Annotated in this window: 14 protein-coding genes; 3 read left to right on the plus strand and 11 right to left on the minus strand. The window is 51.5% G+C overall.

Translation table 11 applies throughout. The annotated features are described in order from the left end of the window. Positions 1–3 precede the first annotated feature (3 nt). From IEY39_RS17880 to IEY39_RS17900, 5 genes are all read right to left on the minus strand, one after another. Positions 4–834 (minus strand): polysaccharide biosynthesis/export family protein, encoded by an 831-nt coding sequence (locus IEY39_RS17880; RefSeq protein WP_188934087.1) that lies wholly within the window; start codon positions 832–834, stop codon positions 4–6. Positions 835–863: 29 nt separating this feature from the next. After that, positions 864–1,370, minus strand: coding sequence for a UpxY family transcription antiterminator (locus tag IEY39_RS17885; RefSeq protein WP_188934089.1), 507 nt, complete (start codon positions 1,368–1,370; stop codon positions 864–866). Positions 1,371–1,712: 342 nt separating this feature from the next. Beyond that, positions 1,713–2,258, minus strand: a complete 546-nt coding sequence (locus IEY39_RS17890) for a hypothetical protein (RefSeq protein WP_188934091.1) — start codon at positions 2,256–2,258, stop codon at positions 1,713–1,715. 43 nt (positions 2,259–2,301) lie between these two features. Continuing rightward, positions 2,302–3,792 (minus strand): hypothetical protein, encoded by a 1,491-nt coding sequence (locus IEY39_RS17895; RefSeq protein ID WP_188934093.1) that lies wholly within the window; start codon positions 3,790–3,792, stop codon positions 2,302–2,304. Between the two features lie 406 nt (positions 3,793–4,198). Then, complete coding sequence (locus tag IEY39_RS17900; RefSeq protein WP_188934095.1) at positions 4,199–6,334, minus strand: ATP-binding protein; 2,136 nt, start codon at positions 6,332–6,334, stop codon at positions 4,199–4,201. 116 nt (positions 6,335–6,450) lie between these two features. Here IEY39_RS17900 and IEY39_RS17905 point away from each other — a divergent pair, with 116 nt between their 5' ends. Further along, a complete protein-coding gene (locus tag IEY39_RS17905) occupies positions 6,451–6,831 on the plus strand; it encodes an Hpt domain-containing protein (protein WP_188934097.1) in 381 nt (126 codons plus the stop codon). On the opposite strand, the gene IEY39_RS17910 is transcribed toward IEY39_RS17905, so the two are convergent. The 6 genes from IEY39_RS17910 to IEY39_RS17935 form a co-directional block, all read right to left on the minus strand. Then, a complete protein-coding gene (locus IEY39_RS17910; RefSeq protein WP_188934099.1) occupies positions 6,820–7,938 on the minus strand; it encodes a pyridoxal phosphate-dependent aminotransferase in 1,119 nt (372 codons plus the stop codon). The two genes, IEY39_RS17905 and IEY39_RS17910, sit on opposite strands and share 12 nt — an antisense overlap. Before the next feature lie 148 nt (positions 7,939–8,086). After that, positions 8,087–8,815, minus strand: coding sequence for a DUF5131 family protein (locus IEY39_RS17915; protein ID WP_188934101.1), 729 nt, complete (start codon positions 8,813–8,815; stop codon positions 8,087–8,089). Next, positions 8,815–9,648 (minus strand): three-Cys-motif partner protein TcmP, encoded by an 834-nt coding sequence (gene tcmP, locus IEY39_RS17920; protein ID WP_188934103.1) that lies wholly within the window; start codon positions 9,646–9,648, stop codon positions 8,815–8,817. Before tcmP ends, IEY39_RS17915 begins: the two co-directional genes overlap by 1 nt. Positions 9,649–9,688: 40 nt before the next feature. Then, the gene (locus IEY39_RS17925) at positions 9,689–10,768 is read right to left on the minus strand and encodes a PA0069 family radical SAM protein (protein WP_188934105.1); all 1,080 of its coding nucleotides are present in this window, start codon (positions 10,766–10,768) and stop codon (positions 9,689–9,691) included. Positions 10,769–10,833: 65 nt separating this feature from the next. Continuing rightward, the gene (locus IEY39_RS17930; RefSeq protein WP_188934107.1) at positions 10,834–11,472 is read right to left on the minus strand and encodes a 2'-5' RNA ligase family protein; all 639 of its coding nucleotides are present in this window, start codon (positions 11,470–11,472) and stop codon (positions 10,834–10,836) included. A 1-nt stretch (position 11,473) separates the two neighbouring features. Then, positions 11,474–12,094 (minus strand): 2'-5' RNA ligase family protein, encoded by a 621-nt coding sequence (locus IEY39_RS17935; RefSeq protein WP_188934109.1) that lies wholly within the window; start codon positions 12,092–12,094, stop codon positions 11,474–11,476. A gap of 93 nt (positions 12,095–12,187) precedes the next feature. Here IEY39_RS17935 and IEY39_RS17940 point away from each other — a divergent pair, with 93 nt between their 5' ends. Both IEY39_RS17940 and IEY39_RS17945 read left to right on the plus strand, forming a co-directional pair. After that, a complete protein-coding gene (locus IEY39_RS17940) occupies positions 12,188–12,622 on the plus strand; it encodes a LexA family protein (protein WP_188934111.1) in 435 nt (144 codons plus the stop codon). After that, a complete protein-coding gene (locus IEY39_RS17945; RefSeq protein ID WP_188934113.1) occupies positions 12,619–13,902 on the plus strand; it encodes a Y-family DNA polymerase in 1,284 nt (427 codons plus the stop codon). The genes IEY39_RS17940 and IEY39_RS17945 overlap by 4 nt, the downstream gene beginning before the upstream one ends. Positions 13,903–13,936 lie beyond the last annotated feature (34 nt).

Consider the following 13,936-nt stretch of genomic DNA (forward strand, 5'->3'; position numbering starts at 1 on the left):
TAATTACTTATGGAAGATGCTGTAGATGATTGCTAACGTCGATACGATAGCAGAGGCGATGGTGATATTCCGGTAGGTAACCTGGTCGCTGGCTGCAACTCTGCCTTTGGATGCCTCTACGATGATGACGTCATTCGGCTGGAGGTAAAAATAAGGTGAAGCCATGATCTCGGGTTTGGTCAGATCGAGCCGCGCAAACTCCCGTTTCCCGTTATTGACGCGGATGAACAATACATTGTCCCTGCGTCCATAGAAGGTGAGGTCGCCGGCCAGGCCCAGTGCCTCCAGAAGGCTGATGCGCGCACCCGGGATATTAAAGACACCGGGTTTGTTTATTTCACCGAGCACGGTAAACCGGTAGTTGAGGAAACGAACGGTAAAATAAACGTTCTTCAGGTATACACTCAATTTTGCGCCCAGGGTATCTTTCAACTGCGATTGCGTCATTCCTGAGATATGCAGCGGTCCAAGACCCTGAAACTGAATGTATCCGGAGTCATCAACCAGATAGCCGCCAGTGGAAGGGGTGGACGAACCGCTTGTCCCGGCCGGGGAACCAGCGCCCGCCGCCGCGCCGCCACCTGGCGCACCTGTCACCGACTGATTATAAAGCGCTGTAGCGGCGGGGTTATCGCTATAAACGATGATGTTTAACTGATCGCCATTCTGAATCAGCGGCTCCGGGACGTTGATCTGGCTCAACCGGGCTGTATCGAATTGACCCTGCATCAGGGTGATGCGGCGGGTGTTCGCACAGGATCCGAATAGACAGGCCAGCGCAGGCAGGAGAAGTACGAGAATCCAGAGACGGTTCGGACGCCGGAGGATGGGCATAGTTATAAATAAGATTTTCTTCAGGAGTACTATCGGTTGTTCATAGCCACATTCGAACGGTCTACCACGGCCACCAGGGCGAAACCGATGCTTTCGATGACGACCTGGACCTTTTTTCTGAACACCTTGATGACGGTGCCTTGCTTGTCCATCAGTGGTCCCCGCCGGATCGTTACCTTACTGTCCGTCTGCAGATCGAGCGGCACGGCGGTGACATCATCATAGCTATCGAGAAATTTCCGGATGGTTTGGATCTCGCTCTCCCGCACCCTTGCCGGTTTACCCAGCCAATATACAAAATTCACGACCCCATTGATGCATCGAACCAGGGAGAGATCGGTCTCTACTACCCGAACGAAAACGTAAGACTTGAACAGCGGTTCTTCTACCCATTTGATCCTGTCGCTCCATTTCTTTCGCACCTTGTTGAGTGGGCAATAGGCTTCGATCCCGTTGTTCTGAAGCAGGCCAAACACTTTCTTCTCCCACCGGGGCTTTGTGTAGACTGCATACCAACTCTTTTTGTCACCAGGCATAGCTTCGCCTCCTCAGTCCCAGGAATTTCCTATAACTGATTGATTTAAAGTTATTTGAGAAAACAGTTCCTTACAGCCACATCTAAACCTAATTTAAACGGAAAAGGGTACAAGCGAGCATGTTGTACTACTCCTTATACCCTTGCCATATATAAGTTTATAGAATTTACCTTTTTGATTCTTCACAGGACTTAAACAAATTTTTCGCCAATTTATTCCGAAACCACCCAAGAACAGCAATCCCTCCATTTTATTGTACACATAATACACAAAATCCTATAAAAGAGTAGCTTAGAACTGTCGGTTGCAAATATAAGTGATTTTGGAAAAGCGATGGCAATTTTAGGACTTTTCACCGGCGAGCCTGCTGATGACCCAGTATAGCGCACAGACCAACATGAAAAGGATGCACACGATGACGATGGAAAATTTCACTCTGGCCAGATTGTAGGCAACAGTGACATTCCATTGAGAAACAGGCCCGCGGATGGTGTGGGCAAGAGAGATATTCTCTATCACGTCGCAGGCGGTAGCTAGTATAATGAGCCATGCAAAGCCCTTGCCGCCCTTGATCATGATCTCGTTGCCGGTACAGGCGGAGATAAAAAGACACCCCAGCGCGATGGCCAGGGTGTATAAAACCATAAAAATATAAGCGAAATAGGTGCTTTTTACGCCTTGTTCGTATTTACCTGTCTGCTTCCAATTATCGATAATGGCCTGGGCCTTACCGGCCGTTTTGGCGATCTCGAATTGAACGATCTCATCGGAGTTTAGAGGAGCGAGATAGCTTCTGACCCAGATCATATAGCCGATGGTAAGCAGGAAGAAAAACCAGAAAAGTTGTCGCAGACGGCTGAATCGGGCAGACCACGATGGTGGTTCCATATAGAAGGTTTATTGGAAGACGTTAAGGTAGCGAAAATCTGCCTTACTCCAAAAACTCCTTTTCCATCGCGTGCAGCGTTTCTGTTACTCCTTCCTTCCAGCCGGCGATGAGGAACACATCCTCTTCCAGGCATTCGAGGGTCTTAGCGCCATAGCCGGCCAGATCGAAGAGATACAGCCGCGCGCGGGGCGCCACCTGGCTCCGATATTGACGCCACCAGTGGCTGAGATCAGCGCCTGCGGGTTGATTGAAGCCACGGTTGTCCCATAGGCGACAATCGGTGAAGACAAGGACCCTGTCTACAGCTTGATTCTTCCGCAGGAGGTCTTGCAGCACCAGCCAGGCGTTGATAGCATACCCGGCTTCGCCTTCGTGGGCGCGGAAGGCATCGACGGCCATCAGGATAGATTGCGGCCGCAACTCCAGCGGTCGCCAGGTGTTGCCGATGACACCGGTGATCACCCTATCTCCCCGGTTTTTCCAAAGCATGGCCAGCAGGGGAGCGATATCGAACCGCTGCGCACCGGCGTAGCCTTCCACCGGACGTTTCATGCTGTTGCTTACATCCATGGCGATGACCGAGCTGCCTTCCCTGCCAAAGTCACTCCGGACCCAGCTGCTGTGGAGCACGGCCTGCTCCAGGGCCTCGGCCAGCATGCCGGCGCCACCCTGATCGATGTTACGCAGACCACGATAAACTTCGAGCAGTCGAAGCGGCGAAGTTCCGCTGCGGCTTACAGCTGTGGGGTTGCCGAGGTATTCGGCGGCCAGTTTCAGTACTTTGCCGCTGACGCCTGCGCAAAGCATAGGCCGCAGGTTGTTCAGCAGGGCCGTATAACCGATGCGGAAAGAGGAAATACCTTCTTTCCATTTATCGCGCAGCGCTACCTGCCGCTGTTCGGGGCTATCATAATGCTGATGATGCAGGGCATGCCATTCCTGCTCCCAATTACTGCGGAAGGGGATCTGATCGCGCAGGATCTTCATGAACAGGCTTTTCCTGGCTTTATCCGACGCCTTTGGCCGTACGACTTGCAGGGCCTCTCTCAGCGCTATCTGGGTCTCACGGCTATAGCGGGCGAAGGAATATTCATCCAGGCGATGGAAGAGGTTGGCAAAATGCTTCCGTACAGCACGACCCGGTTTTTCTCCTGCCTTGGCGGCGCGTTGATAATATTGCAGCCACAGCGGGATATCGAGCGGCTGGCGAACGATACGCCCGACGAGAAGACCGGTCTTTTCCTCGTTGCCGCCAACGGCGGCCAGCTCAGCGGTGAGCCAGAAGGCCGTTGCACGGAAATCTTTTTCTTCACCAAGGTGGATGGCGAGCCGAGCGATGCGATCGTGGTCGCTCGAGCTGATCGTTTTACGGATAGCCATCCCTTCTTCGGACAGGGGGTCGGCGGGGTCATTGGCCAGCGATGCGGCCAGCAGGCCCCGATAGAAGTTGTCCCGGTTGTCGTCCCCGGTTCTTACGTAGGTGTAGCGGGCGTCGGCGGATTGTCTTCCTCTGAGACTAAAGTTGAATTTCATGGCTATTTCCTTTTTATAAAAAAACCCCGGTTCGTTTATCGACCGGGGCTTACTGGGCACTGTTTTGCAGCACCTATCGAATGCCATTCGGTCGATTGGACATGGTTGAGGTTATAATATGTCGGTGGTTCTCCGTGTTCATATGAAAAAGCCCCGCTCGAAGGCGGGGCTTTTATATGCTGAGTCTTTTTTTGTTACTGTTACAGCACTTCTTGCCCCGCGGGTATACACGCCTTATTCTGGTCGTACCAGGAGATAATTTGTGTATGTGTATACTGTCGTAGCATAAAAGTGCGTGGGTTTGTTTTATCCTTACAAAAATAAAATTCTTTTTCTCTTTTCGGCAAAATTTCTTGAATTTTTTTTTGACGACGGCGGCGCGGCCGGGGGAGTGTGGCGGGGGTGCTTAAGCGCGGTGGTGGATCAGCTTCTGGATCTTGTTGTGCAAGTCTTCGGGGCGGAAGGGTTTGGGGACAACCTCCATAAATCCTTTCTGAATGAGATCGACCCGCATGTCTTCATAGACGGCTGCGGTGAAGGCGATGGCGGGTACGGAGGGGTGAACTTTCCTGATCTCGGCCAATGCGGTGATGCCATCCATCTCCGGCATTTCGAGATCGATGAGCACCAGGTCGAAATTGCCGCGGCGGCACTTTTCCACAGCTTCCACCCCATTCATCGCTTCATGGACCTCGATGCCCCATTTGGTGAGGAATTTTCGCGCCACGCGCATGTTGACGATATTATCCTCGGCGATGAGAACCCGCAGGTGGTTGAAGACCGGCAGTTGTTTTACCTTCTCATCATTGATATACATCTTGGCATTCTCGTTGATCTCGAGTTCGAGGGTAAAATAAAATATACTACCCTTTCCTTCTTCACTCTTGAGCTGCAGTTCGCCGGCGAACAGGCTTACGAGCTTCTTACTGATGGCGAGACCAAGGCCGGTGCCGCCATATTTCCGCGTCGTATCCGTGTCGGCCTGTGTAAAGCTGTCGAACACTTCCTGCTGTTTGTGCGCCGGGATGCCGATGCCGGTATCCTGCACCATAAACTGGATCACCGATTTCTTGCTGGTGGAAGAGATCTTTTTGGCGGCCAGGGTGATCCCGCCGGTGTGCGTGAATTTGATGGCGTTAGAAAGGAGATTGCTGAGCACCTGGTTGAGCCGGGTCTCGTCGGTGAGGAACTCTGCTTCCAGGTCGTCATCAACATCTACGAGGAACAGCAGTCCCTTGGTGTGGGCCTGTACGGAGAACTGGGCTTCCAGCTTCCGAAGGAAGACCCGCATGTTGACGGGTACGTTCTCCAATTCGAAGCGCCCTGATTCTATCTTGTTGAAGTCCAGTATCTCGTTGATGAGGACCATCATATGCTCGGAAGAGTATTTAAGTATCTCCAGGTGGGAGATCTGTTCGGGCAGGTATTGTTCCTGCATCAGCAGGTTGGAAGCGCCGATGATGCCGTTGAGAGGCGTCCGCAGCTCGTGGCTCATGTTGGACAGGAACCTCGACTTGGCCTTCGATGCCGTCTCGGCTTTTTGTTTGGCCTTCATCAGTTCGAACTGGGTCATCTTTATCTCGGAGATGTCCAGGATGCTGATCTTCCAGAAATGCCGGTCGTTGTCAAAGAAGGAAACGACGTTGACAAAGGCGAATACGGTATTATCCTTCTTGGAGGTGAGGGCCAGCTCTCCCTGCCAGCTGTTGGTGTTGTCACCGGCGGGCTTCTTCTCGATGCTGCGAAAGAGTTGAATGTGCTCCTTTGTGAAAAGGCTGTCCATGGGTGCGCCCACCACCTGCCGCTTGTCTTCTATTTCGAGCAGCTCGAGCGCCCGGTTGTTACAATCGGTGATGGCCAGCGCTTCGGCGTCGAGGATGAATACACCGTCCAGGGAGGTGTTGTAAATGGTGTCGACAAACTGTTTCTCCTTGAGGATGGCTTCCTCGTTGTTGCGGTTGATCCGCACGATGGCGAAAGAGAAAAAGATGGTCAGCAGCAAGGACAGGATCAGATTGCTGTCATAAAGCCTGCCGAACAGGCCAGTGATGTGAACCTGGTAGTGGTTCTCCTGCGGGCATTCATAATAGCAGAACAGCAGACAGGCGATGGTGATGAGGTAGGCGAAGGCCAGCTCCCGGGAATTCCTGGTAAAGCTGATGATAAAGGTCATGATCAGGAAGTAAGGAAAGAAGAAGAGGTATTCCCCGGCCTTTAGTCCTTCCATATAGTTCATGATCGCCAGATAGAAATTGAGGTTCAGCACCGACAGGACGCGGGCCAGCGGGTATTGCCGCCGCAGGTTGAGATGATAGGCTACGATGAAGATATAGGCTGCGCTGAGGTTGATCAACGCGCTGATATAAAGCCCGAAACAGAAGTAGGAAATGACGCAGACGAAATGCGCTATGAGTATAAGGAGGATAAACTGGTTGAATCGGATCGTCTTTTTCCGCTTCGCAGGAGAATACTCATCCCGGAGTCCGGAATAGACTATGTCCTCATAGAAGGAAGTAAAGATGGATACGATGGGGTTACTCACAGGATGTCGAATAAGTGTTTCGCTCTAATGCTTTAGAGGTAACGTCTGAGGGCAATAATTTATTATAGGTATCGTTATTTATACGACATAGTTATATGCAGAAGCCTTTATCCGATATGAGTTTTATATTTAGCGATGAGATCAACGGTTCGTACGTAATCGAGTTATATGCAGGTGATTATGTAATGATCGAAGAGACTTTCGAAGATGTCCTGCGGGAGTATGATGTTTTTGTAGAGCGAATAATCACCACTTACCATGAGGGAGATGCCGGCGCCCTGAAAAGTGCAGTCCACAAAATAAAGCCCCTGTTCGGCTTCGTTGGCCTTACTACCCTCCAGGCACAGTGCCTTCAATTCGAGAATTCCTGTCAAACAAAGAGCTGCCCTGAATTGGCCAATGCTTTTGTTAGTCTGAAAAAAGAGCTGCTGGAGGCCAAATCTGTGATCGCAAAAGAAAAAGAGCGGCTGGCGGCATTTAATCGGCTACCGGGATAGCGATGCCTCCTCCACCGCCTTTGACAACGCCGACAATCCTTCCTGCAATTGATCCTTTGTGGGCCAGCCAAAGCCCAGCCGGATGTAATGCCGGGGCATTTCGAACCAATGACCCGCGCCTACATATGTCCCATATTTCTCCAGCAGGATACGATAAAAGTTATCGAGGTCTGTTCTCTGCGGGTCTTTTAACCTTGGAAAGCATACACAGCCACCCCGGGGTTCTATCCATTCCCAATCTCCTTGTTGCTGCATCCAGTCTTTGACGACTTCGAACTTTGCTTTTATATCGGCGCTGATGCGGGGAAAATGCCTGTCTTTTTGCAGCAGGTAGCGGTAGGCCAATTCTTCATCGATGACGGGGCCGCAGATATGCATCTGTTCCTTAGCCGCCAGGAAGGTTTCGAGCAGGCGCCGGTCGCGGCAGATGATCCAGCCTGTTCGCAGGCCTGGTAGTCCGTAGGTCTTGGAGAGGGAGGAGATGCTGATCATTTTTGGGGAATATTCTGCCGCCAGGGGGAGTTGTGGGCCAAAGACCATATCGCGGTAGGTTTCGTCGACCAGTATGTGAAGGGCCTTTTCTTCTGCCAGCTGCGCAAGCGCGTTGAGTTGTGTTGCTTCGAGGCAGGCGCCGGTGGGGTTGTGGGGGTGTGTCAGGGAGATGTAGCGGGTGTTGGGTGTGATGGCGCTTTTAATGCGGTCGATGTCGAGGGCGAAGCGTTCTTCGAATCTCAAATCGATATACTTTACTGTTGCGCCGATGGCCCGGGGTGTTTCGATGTTGGTTGCATAGTTGGGGCGGACGACGACCAGCTCATCGCCTTTTTCCAGGAGGGTCGTAGCGATGATGAAGAGGGCGCCCGCGGCGCCGATGGTGGTGAGGACGTCGCCGGCATCGAGGCCGTTGTTTTTTACGACGAGTTGCCGCAGGCCTTCATGGCCCTGGTGCGAGCCATAGGCCAAGACGAGGTCGCCAAGGCCCGAGCCGGTGTCCACTTCCCGGAAGAGGGTATCCGTATACGAACTCTCGGAGAGGTTGTTGCGGATCTTGTCGTATCCCATTTGCTCGGGGGATTCGACTTCGATGGGCATGCGGCGGTATTGCATAAAATAAGCTTTAATCCAATTAAAGCGCAATATAAACGCAAAACTTGCACGAGCCGTGCGATAGGGTTCATCGACATCATCACCGACATCCAGAAGAAAGGAGCATTTACAATAAAATGAATATCAATTATTTATAAAACATTAATCTTTAGTTTACACCGACATCTACTCCGATCATTGGCATTTCATTGTACACTCTTCCGCCGAGGTTACGACCGGACTTTTTCTTATTGGTTCCACCCCACTGTTTAAAGAAGAAAGCTACCCCGATTTCTTGACATTGTTGACGAATATCCCAAACCCACCATTCCTTTACCGGCCTTGTCTTTCTTCCGCTTTCGCCCCCGACAATAACCCAATCAATATTTTCTAAGTTCATATTCATCAAGGGTCCAATTAACGGTTCGCAGGAAAGGAATTTGATTTTTGCACCCGTTTCTCTCAAAAAGTCGATCCGATGTACTACTCTGCTGTCTTCTACGGAAACGCCCATCCATATATTTTTTGTCCATTCCAATTCTCGGTGCAGTTGGTGTAATCGGTCCGCCCTCTTGGTCAAGACCTGGAAAGTATGTTGCGGGTTGTCGTTCATTACCTCAAATACTTTCTTTATGAAATCCAAAGGAATTTCAGGATGAAATAAATCGCTCATTGAATTCACAAACACTAGCTTTGATCCTTTCCAGGAGAAAGGTACTTTTAGCACATCCTCATGAATTGCGATTTCAAAACCATTCCTGTATTTGTCAACTCCCATTGCTTGCAGGCGTTTTGCCATAACCTCTGCATAACAGTATTTGCAGCCGGCAGAGATTTTGGTACATCCTGTGGTAGGATTCCATGTCATTTCGGTCCATTCGATACTGGATTGTGCCATTAAAGTTTGTATTTGGGTTCAATAACTTCATTTGCGATTTTAATAGCCGTTTTGTTATTTGCAGCCATCATAAAGTGATACATAATCGAATTCTGAGAATTGCGCATTACAAAAGATTTCGATACATCGGAAAACACCTGTTTTAATTTCCGGGTGTACAACTCACCCGCCAAAATGACTGCATCCTTCTCCTTTTGAATATTTATTTCTTCCCCAAAAAGAGTCTGACGAATAGTCGACTTATAGAAATGCTTCATAATCTCTTCCTTCGAATAACCGAGAAAGCTCTCGAGTTTCTGCATCCAGGAATCTGAAATTCTGCCGTCGTTGATAAGCATTCTGTTGACGCCAATTCCTGTTGGAACCAATATCCATAAATCGACGCCGAGGCCTTTTAAGCTTTCTATGGACCCCCAATTCACCGACATCCCATAAGGATCGATAAAGACAAGAGCCCGGTAATTCTTATTCTCTTTCAAAAATTCCGCCAACGCAACAAGTTTGGTGTTGCAATCCTCCTGACGGATATGAATATTTTGTCTTAACGGATGAGTGCTGAGATTGGCTTTCAGAGCGGTTGCATGCTCCTCATTCAATTCCACGAAATAGTATATATCAAAAGGCTTTGGCTCCGATATATCTAAAATCCTAAGCGCCGTTCCTTTTTTCAAATGGTCTATTCCTTCGGATTCAATAAAACCTGAACCTGCAAATCCATCAAAATAAATTGTCTTAACCCAATTTTGTTTGTACATAATGGTTAAGTAGGCTGACGCATACTTAACTACAATATCCATCTTCTCTTCTGTCCAGTTTCCACCAAATTGATTCATAAGACAAGGTTAATAACATAAAAATAGAGAATTAAACTACTCAAAACAATGATATCTGTCCGCCGGGACGGCGGAACTGGGAGCAGTCGAGTTCCCAGCGTTCGGCATTGAGCCCGTATTTTTGGGTATAGCGGGCGTACTGCTGTGCGACGAGTTCGGCATAGTTGCCTTCCCCGCGCATACGTACACCCCAGCGGCTGTCATTGACCTTGCCGTCGTGGCTGGCTTCGATGAAATGCCAGACCTTGTCGGCCCTGTCGGGGAAGGTCTTGTAGAGCCAGTCGTGAAAGATGAGCTTGATGGCGCCGTTGAGCCGGATAAACGTGTAGGCGGAGAAGGTGGCGCCATTGTCGGCAGCGGCCTTCATGATGCGCTGCATCTCGTGTTCGTTGAGCCCGGGGATCATGGGACCCAGCATGACCCCTGCGCGTACGCCTGCTTCGCTGAGTTCGCGGATGGTGCGGAGGCGCTGGCGGGCCGTCGTTGTACGGGGTTCCATCAGCTGCCGCAGGTTTTCGTCAAAAGAGGTGATGGAGATGAGCACAGACACCAGGTTCTTCTTAGCCATTTCGCTGAGGATATCCTTATCGCGCAGGATGCCCGCATTCTTGGTGATCATGCCGACGGGTTGATTGAACTCCCGGCAGACCTCGAGGAGTTGGCGGGTGATCCTGAACTTCCGCTCGGCGGGCTGATAACAATCGGTATTGCCGCTGAGGGAAATAGGGAGACATTCCCATTGGGGGTTCATCAGGAATTTGCGCAGCAGCTGGGGCGCATTCTTTTTTACGATGATCTTGCTTTCGAAGTCGAGACCGGCGCTATAACCCCAATATTCGTGGGCATTGCGGGCATAGCAATAAGTGCAGCCATGTTCACAGCCCTGGTAGGGGTTCATGCTGTACCACATACCCACGTCGGGGCTATCCACCTTGTTGACGATGCTCTTAGCATTGTCTTCGAGATAGAGGGTTGCGACATTCGGTTCGACCCATTCGTCGATGCCTTCGATGTGTTCTTTCACCCTTTCGTTCTTCAGAAAGCGGTTCTTCGGGTTGAATTGGGCGCCACGCCCTTTGAGATAGGGTGAGGGGTCGATGCTTTCTTCTTCGATGTTCATACGCTTCTATTTTGAGTGGCGGCATTCGCTAATGATGGGCCTTCGGCCGGGCGGCCCGTGGCCGCCTAGGCAAACAGTTCGCCCTGGCGGGTGGACACGGGCAGGTTCTGGAAGGCGAAGCGCTCGACGATCTGCCAGGCTTTGTCTCCTTGCCGCCGGCGGAGCAGCAGCATGCCGTCCGCGATGAATTTGCCCGTGAAACTCTTGTTGGCATATTCCTGCCATCCCTTCTCAAATTGCCAGGGCAGCAGCTTGCGGGCAATGAGCAGGTTGGGCTCGTCGAGAAAATGGGGTTTATGGTCCTTGTCCAGCTTCATCAGCCTTTGTACATCCCTGATCTCGGTGACCAGCCCACGGATAGGCAGTTTACTGGTGACATTGATAAAGATGCTATGGGTGGGCAGGCTACCAAAGTCCTTCAGCTCGACTTTGAAAGGACAATAACCCATGGCGATGGTGCGCAGACGTTGTACGATGCGGTCTTCCATCATTGACAATTGAGTAAAACGAACCAGCGTCACATGGGGCTTGCCCGCAAGCGTAGCAGGCGCCTGGTAGGCCTCCTGGAAGGCCGCCCTCAGCTGCTGGACCCTGTTGCGCAACTCTTCGTGCGGATTGAGGATGAGCTGGTATTCGTTGATGGCGAGATTTTTTCTATAGTCCTCTTTGAGAACGGCGGCGATAGGTTGGATAGCTTGTTGCATACTAATTGATTTTATCGGGTTGAAGCCGGAAGATGTTCACTGTCTTACAGGCGTCGAAAGCATGCTCGCGCTTCAGCAACACCAGCTGGTCTACATGAAAGGTATCGTGGAAGGTTTTTCGGGAATAGTCGGGCATCGCCTTATTATAAACCTGTTCGGTCAATCCCCCGGCGATGCTCAGATAGGGCCGGCTGATGAGGTTTACCGGCGGACAGCCGCTGCTGCGGATGTAATCATCTATCGCCCTCAGCTGCCGCATCAGATCGCGAAAAGGCTGCGGGTCCTGTACGCGTAAATAGATCGTATGTGGGGGAAAGCCGCTGAAATTGTTGAGCGTAAGGTCAAAGCTGTTAAAGTGCTTGCAGATGCGCTGTATCCAGCGGATGAGCGTATCCTCCATCGGTTCGCCCGCCTGAAAAGCCGCCACGGTGATATGCGGCCGGTTGCGCACCGTCACCTGTAGCCCATATTCGGTCGAAAACTGCTGCTGCGCTTCCAGCAACTTGTCCTGCAGGTCGCCATAAGGATAGATAACCAGCAGGTATTCAGCGCGGCGGGAGGGTATCCCAAGCCCCGGTGGGGCGACTGCTGAAAAAGATGTTCTTGCTAACCCGGTTTCCATAAAAAAGATTTTAGTCGATCAATAATTTAGCATAAATTTACTAAATAAATTAGTTTTTCCAATTTTTATTTTTCTCCCTGGGAGGGGCATTTTATGGAACTCGAGCAATTCACCGGTATGAACTATAAGGGGACGAAGCGTTTCACTCAATGGGATGTCCCGACAGCCAATGCAACCGGCTTTGGCGCGGCGGCGGATGATTATATGGAAAGGGGTATCGACCTCAATGAGCAGCTTATCCGCAACAAGCCCGCCACTTTTTTTATGCGGGTGAGTGGTGATGCCATGACGGGGGCCGGCATCTTCAATGGCGATGTGGTCATCGTAGACCGTAGTGTGAAGGCGGTGAGCGGGAAGGTGGTGATCGCCACGCTCAATGGCGAGATGCTGATCCGCCGGCTGGAGAAGAATCTGAACAAGCTCCGCCTCGTGCCGGAAACGCCAAAGCTATCCCCCATCGATGTCGATATCTCCGGCGCCGAATTCTCCATCTGGGGGGTAGTCACTTATGTCATCCATGCATTATGACGGCGATAGTCGATTGCAATAGTTTTTACTGCAGCTGCGAGCGGCTGTTCAGGCCCGATCTCCGGAACAAGCCTGTCGTCGTGCTCAGCAATAATGACGGCTGTATCGTCTCTCGCAGTGATGAGGCGCGGGCGTTGGGCGTCGGGATGGCGGTGCCTTATTTCGAGGCCCGGCATATCATCGAAAAACACGGCATCGCCGTATTCTCTTCCAACTACCATCTCTATGGCGACCTGAGCTACCGGGTGATGGAGACGCTGCGGACACTGGCTGGCGACAGAAGCAAGGTCGAGGTCTATTCCGTCGATGAAGCTTTTATGGACCTCAGCGACGTACCCGAAGATCAGCTGGTCGATCACGCCCGGCATATCAAGACCACGGTGGAGCAATGGACGGGCATCCCGGTGAGCATCGGGGTGGCGCCGACCAAGACCCTGGCCAAACTTGCCAACCGGCTTGCAAAAAAAGACAAGATCGCCAGCAGTTGTGTCACCGTTATTGCCACGGCCGAAGAACAACGGCTGGCGCTGCAACAGACCCGGGTGGACGATCTTTGGGGCATCGGCGGGGCCTATGCCGTCAAACTGATCAACCAGGGGATCACCAGCGCCTGGGAGCTGAGTAATATGCCCGAGGAATGGGCGCATTCCCACCTGGGCGGGGTAGTAGGCGTGCGTCTCATCAGGGAATTGAAAGGCCTTCCCGCCATTTTCATGGAAGAAGAGCTCGTCGATAAAAAGATGATCGCCACGACCCGGATGTTCGGCCGTCCCGTCACCTCCGTCACAGAAATAAAAGAAGCCGTTGCTACCTATATTTCCCGGAGTGCCGAAAAACTACGCCGGCAACAGAGCGCGGCCGGCGTCGTGAGCGTATTCATCGTTGCAAAAGAACAATCTCATTCCACCTATTTCCGGCATGGCCCCACCATCAGCAGCTATACCACCCTCCCCCATCCCAGCTGCCTAACCCATGAGCTTATAAAAGCCGCTACCGGCCTGGTAGATCAGCTGTTCGAAGAAGGCAAGTCCTATAAAAAAGCGGGCGTTATGCTCAGCGGCCTCGTCCCCGATGGTTCCATCCAGGGCAACCTCTTCGTGCCACCCGCGGAGAACCAGCACCGCTTCCTCATGCATACCATCGACAACATCAATTTCGCCATGCGGGACGACAGCGTAAAATTCGGCGCTTCGGGGATGAACAAGGATTGGAAGATGCGCCAGGAGCTCCGGAGCCGCCGGCATAGCACGAGGTGGGAGGAATTGAAAGGAGTCAAATAATTTTGTAGAAAATAAAATATTCGTTCGGGTCGCC

The organism is Puia dinghuensis, from assembly GCF_014642875.1.
In the GTDB taxonomy this organism is placed as follows: domain Bacteria; phylum Bacteroidota; class Bacteroidia; order Chitinophagales; family Chitinophagaceae; genus Puia; species Puia dinghuensis.

Excerpts from the sequence above, each read along its gene's own strand:
- IEY39_RS17915 (WP_188934101.1), bottom strand. The coding sequence starts at position 8,815 with ATGGCACAATCCAGTATCGAATGGACCGAAATGACATGGAATCCTACC.
- IEY39_RS17925 (WP_188934105.1), bottom strand. The coding sequence starts at position 10,768 with ATGAACATCGAAGAAGAAAGCATCGACCCCTCACCCTATCTCAAAGGG.
- IEY39_RS17945 (WP_188934113.1), top strand. The coding sequence starts at position 12,619 with ATGACGGCGATAGTCGATTGCAATAGTTTTTACTGCAGCTGCGAGCGG.
- IEY39_RS17930 (WP_188934107.1), bottom strand. The coding sequence starts at position 11,472 with ATGCAACAAGCTATCCAACCTATCGCCGCCGTTCTCAAAGAGGACTAT.
- IEY39_RS17935 (WP_188934109.1), bottom strand. The coding sequence starts at position 12,094 with ATGGAAACCGGGTTAGCAAGAACATCTTTTTCAGCAGTCGCCCCACCG.
- IEY39_RS17910 (WP_188934099.1), bottom strand. The coding sequence starts at position 7,938 with ATGCAATACCGCCGCATGCCCATCGAAGTCGAATCCCCCGAGCAAATG.
- IEY39_RS17940 (WP_188934111.1), top strand. The coding sequence starts at position 12,188 with ATGGAACTCGAGCAATTCACCGGTATGAACTATAAGGGGACGAAGCGT.
- IEY39_RS17880 (WP_188934087.1), bottom strand. The coding sequence starts at position 834 with ATGCCCATCCTCCGGCGTCCGAACCGTCTCTGGATTCTCGTACTTCTC.
- IEY39_RS17895 (WP_188934093.1), bottom strand. The coding sequence starts at position 3,792 with ATGAAATTCAACTTTAGTCTCAGAGGAAGACAATCCGCCGACGCCCGC.
- tcmP (WP_188934103.1), bottom strand. The coding sequence starts at position 9,648 with ATGAATCAATTTGGTGGAAACTGGACAGAAGAGAAGATGGATATTGTA.
- IEY39_RS17885 (WP_188934089.1), bottom strand. The coding sequence starts at position 1,370 with ATGCCTGGTGACAAAAAGAGTTGGTATGCAGTCTACACAAAGCCCCGG.
- IEY39_RS17890 (WP_188934091.1), bottom strand. The coding sequence starts at position 2,258 with ATGGAACCACCATCGTGGTCTGCCCGATTCAGCCGTCTGCGACAACTT.
- IEY39_RS17905 (WP_188934097.1), top strand. The coding sequence starts at position 6,451 with ATGAGTTTTATATTTAGCGATGAGATCAACGGTTCGTACGTAATCGAG.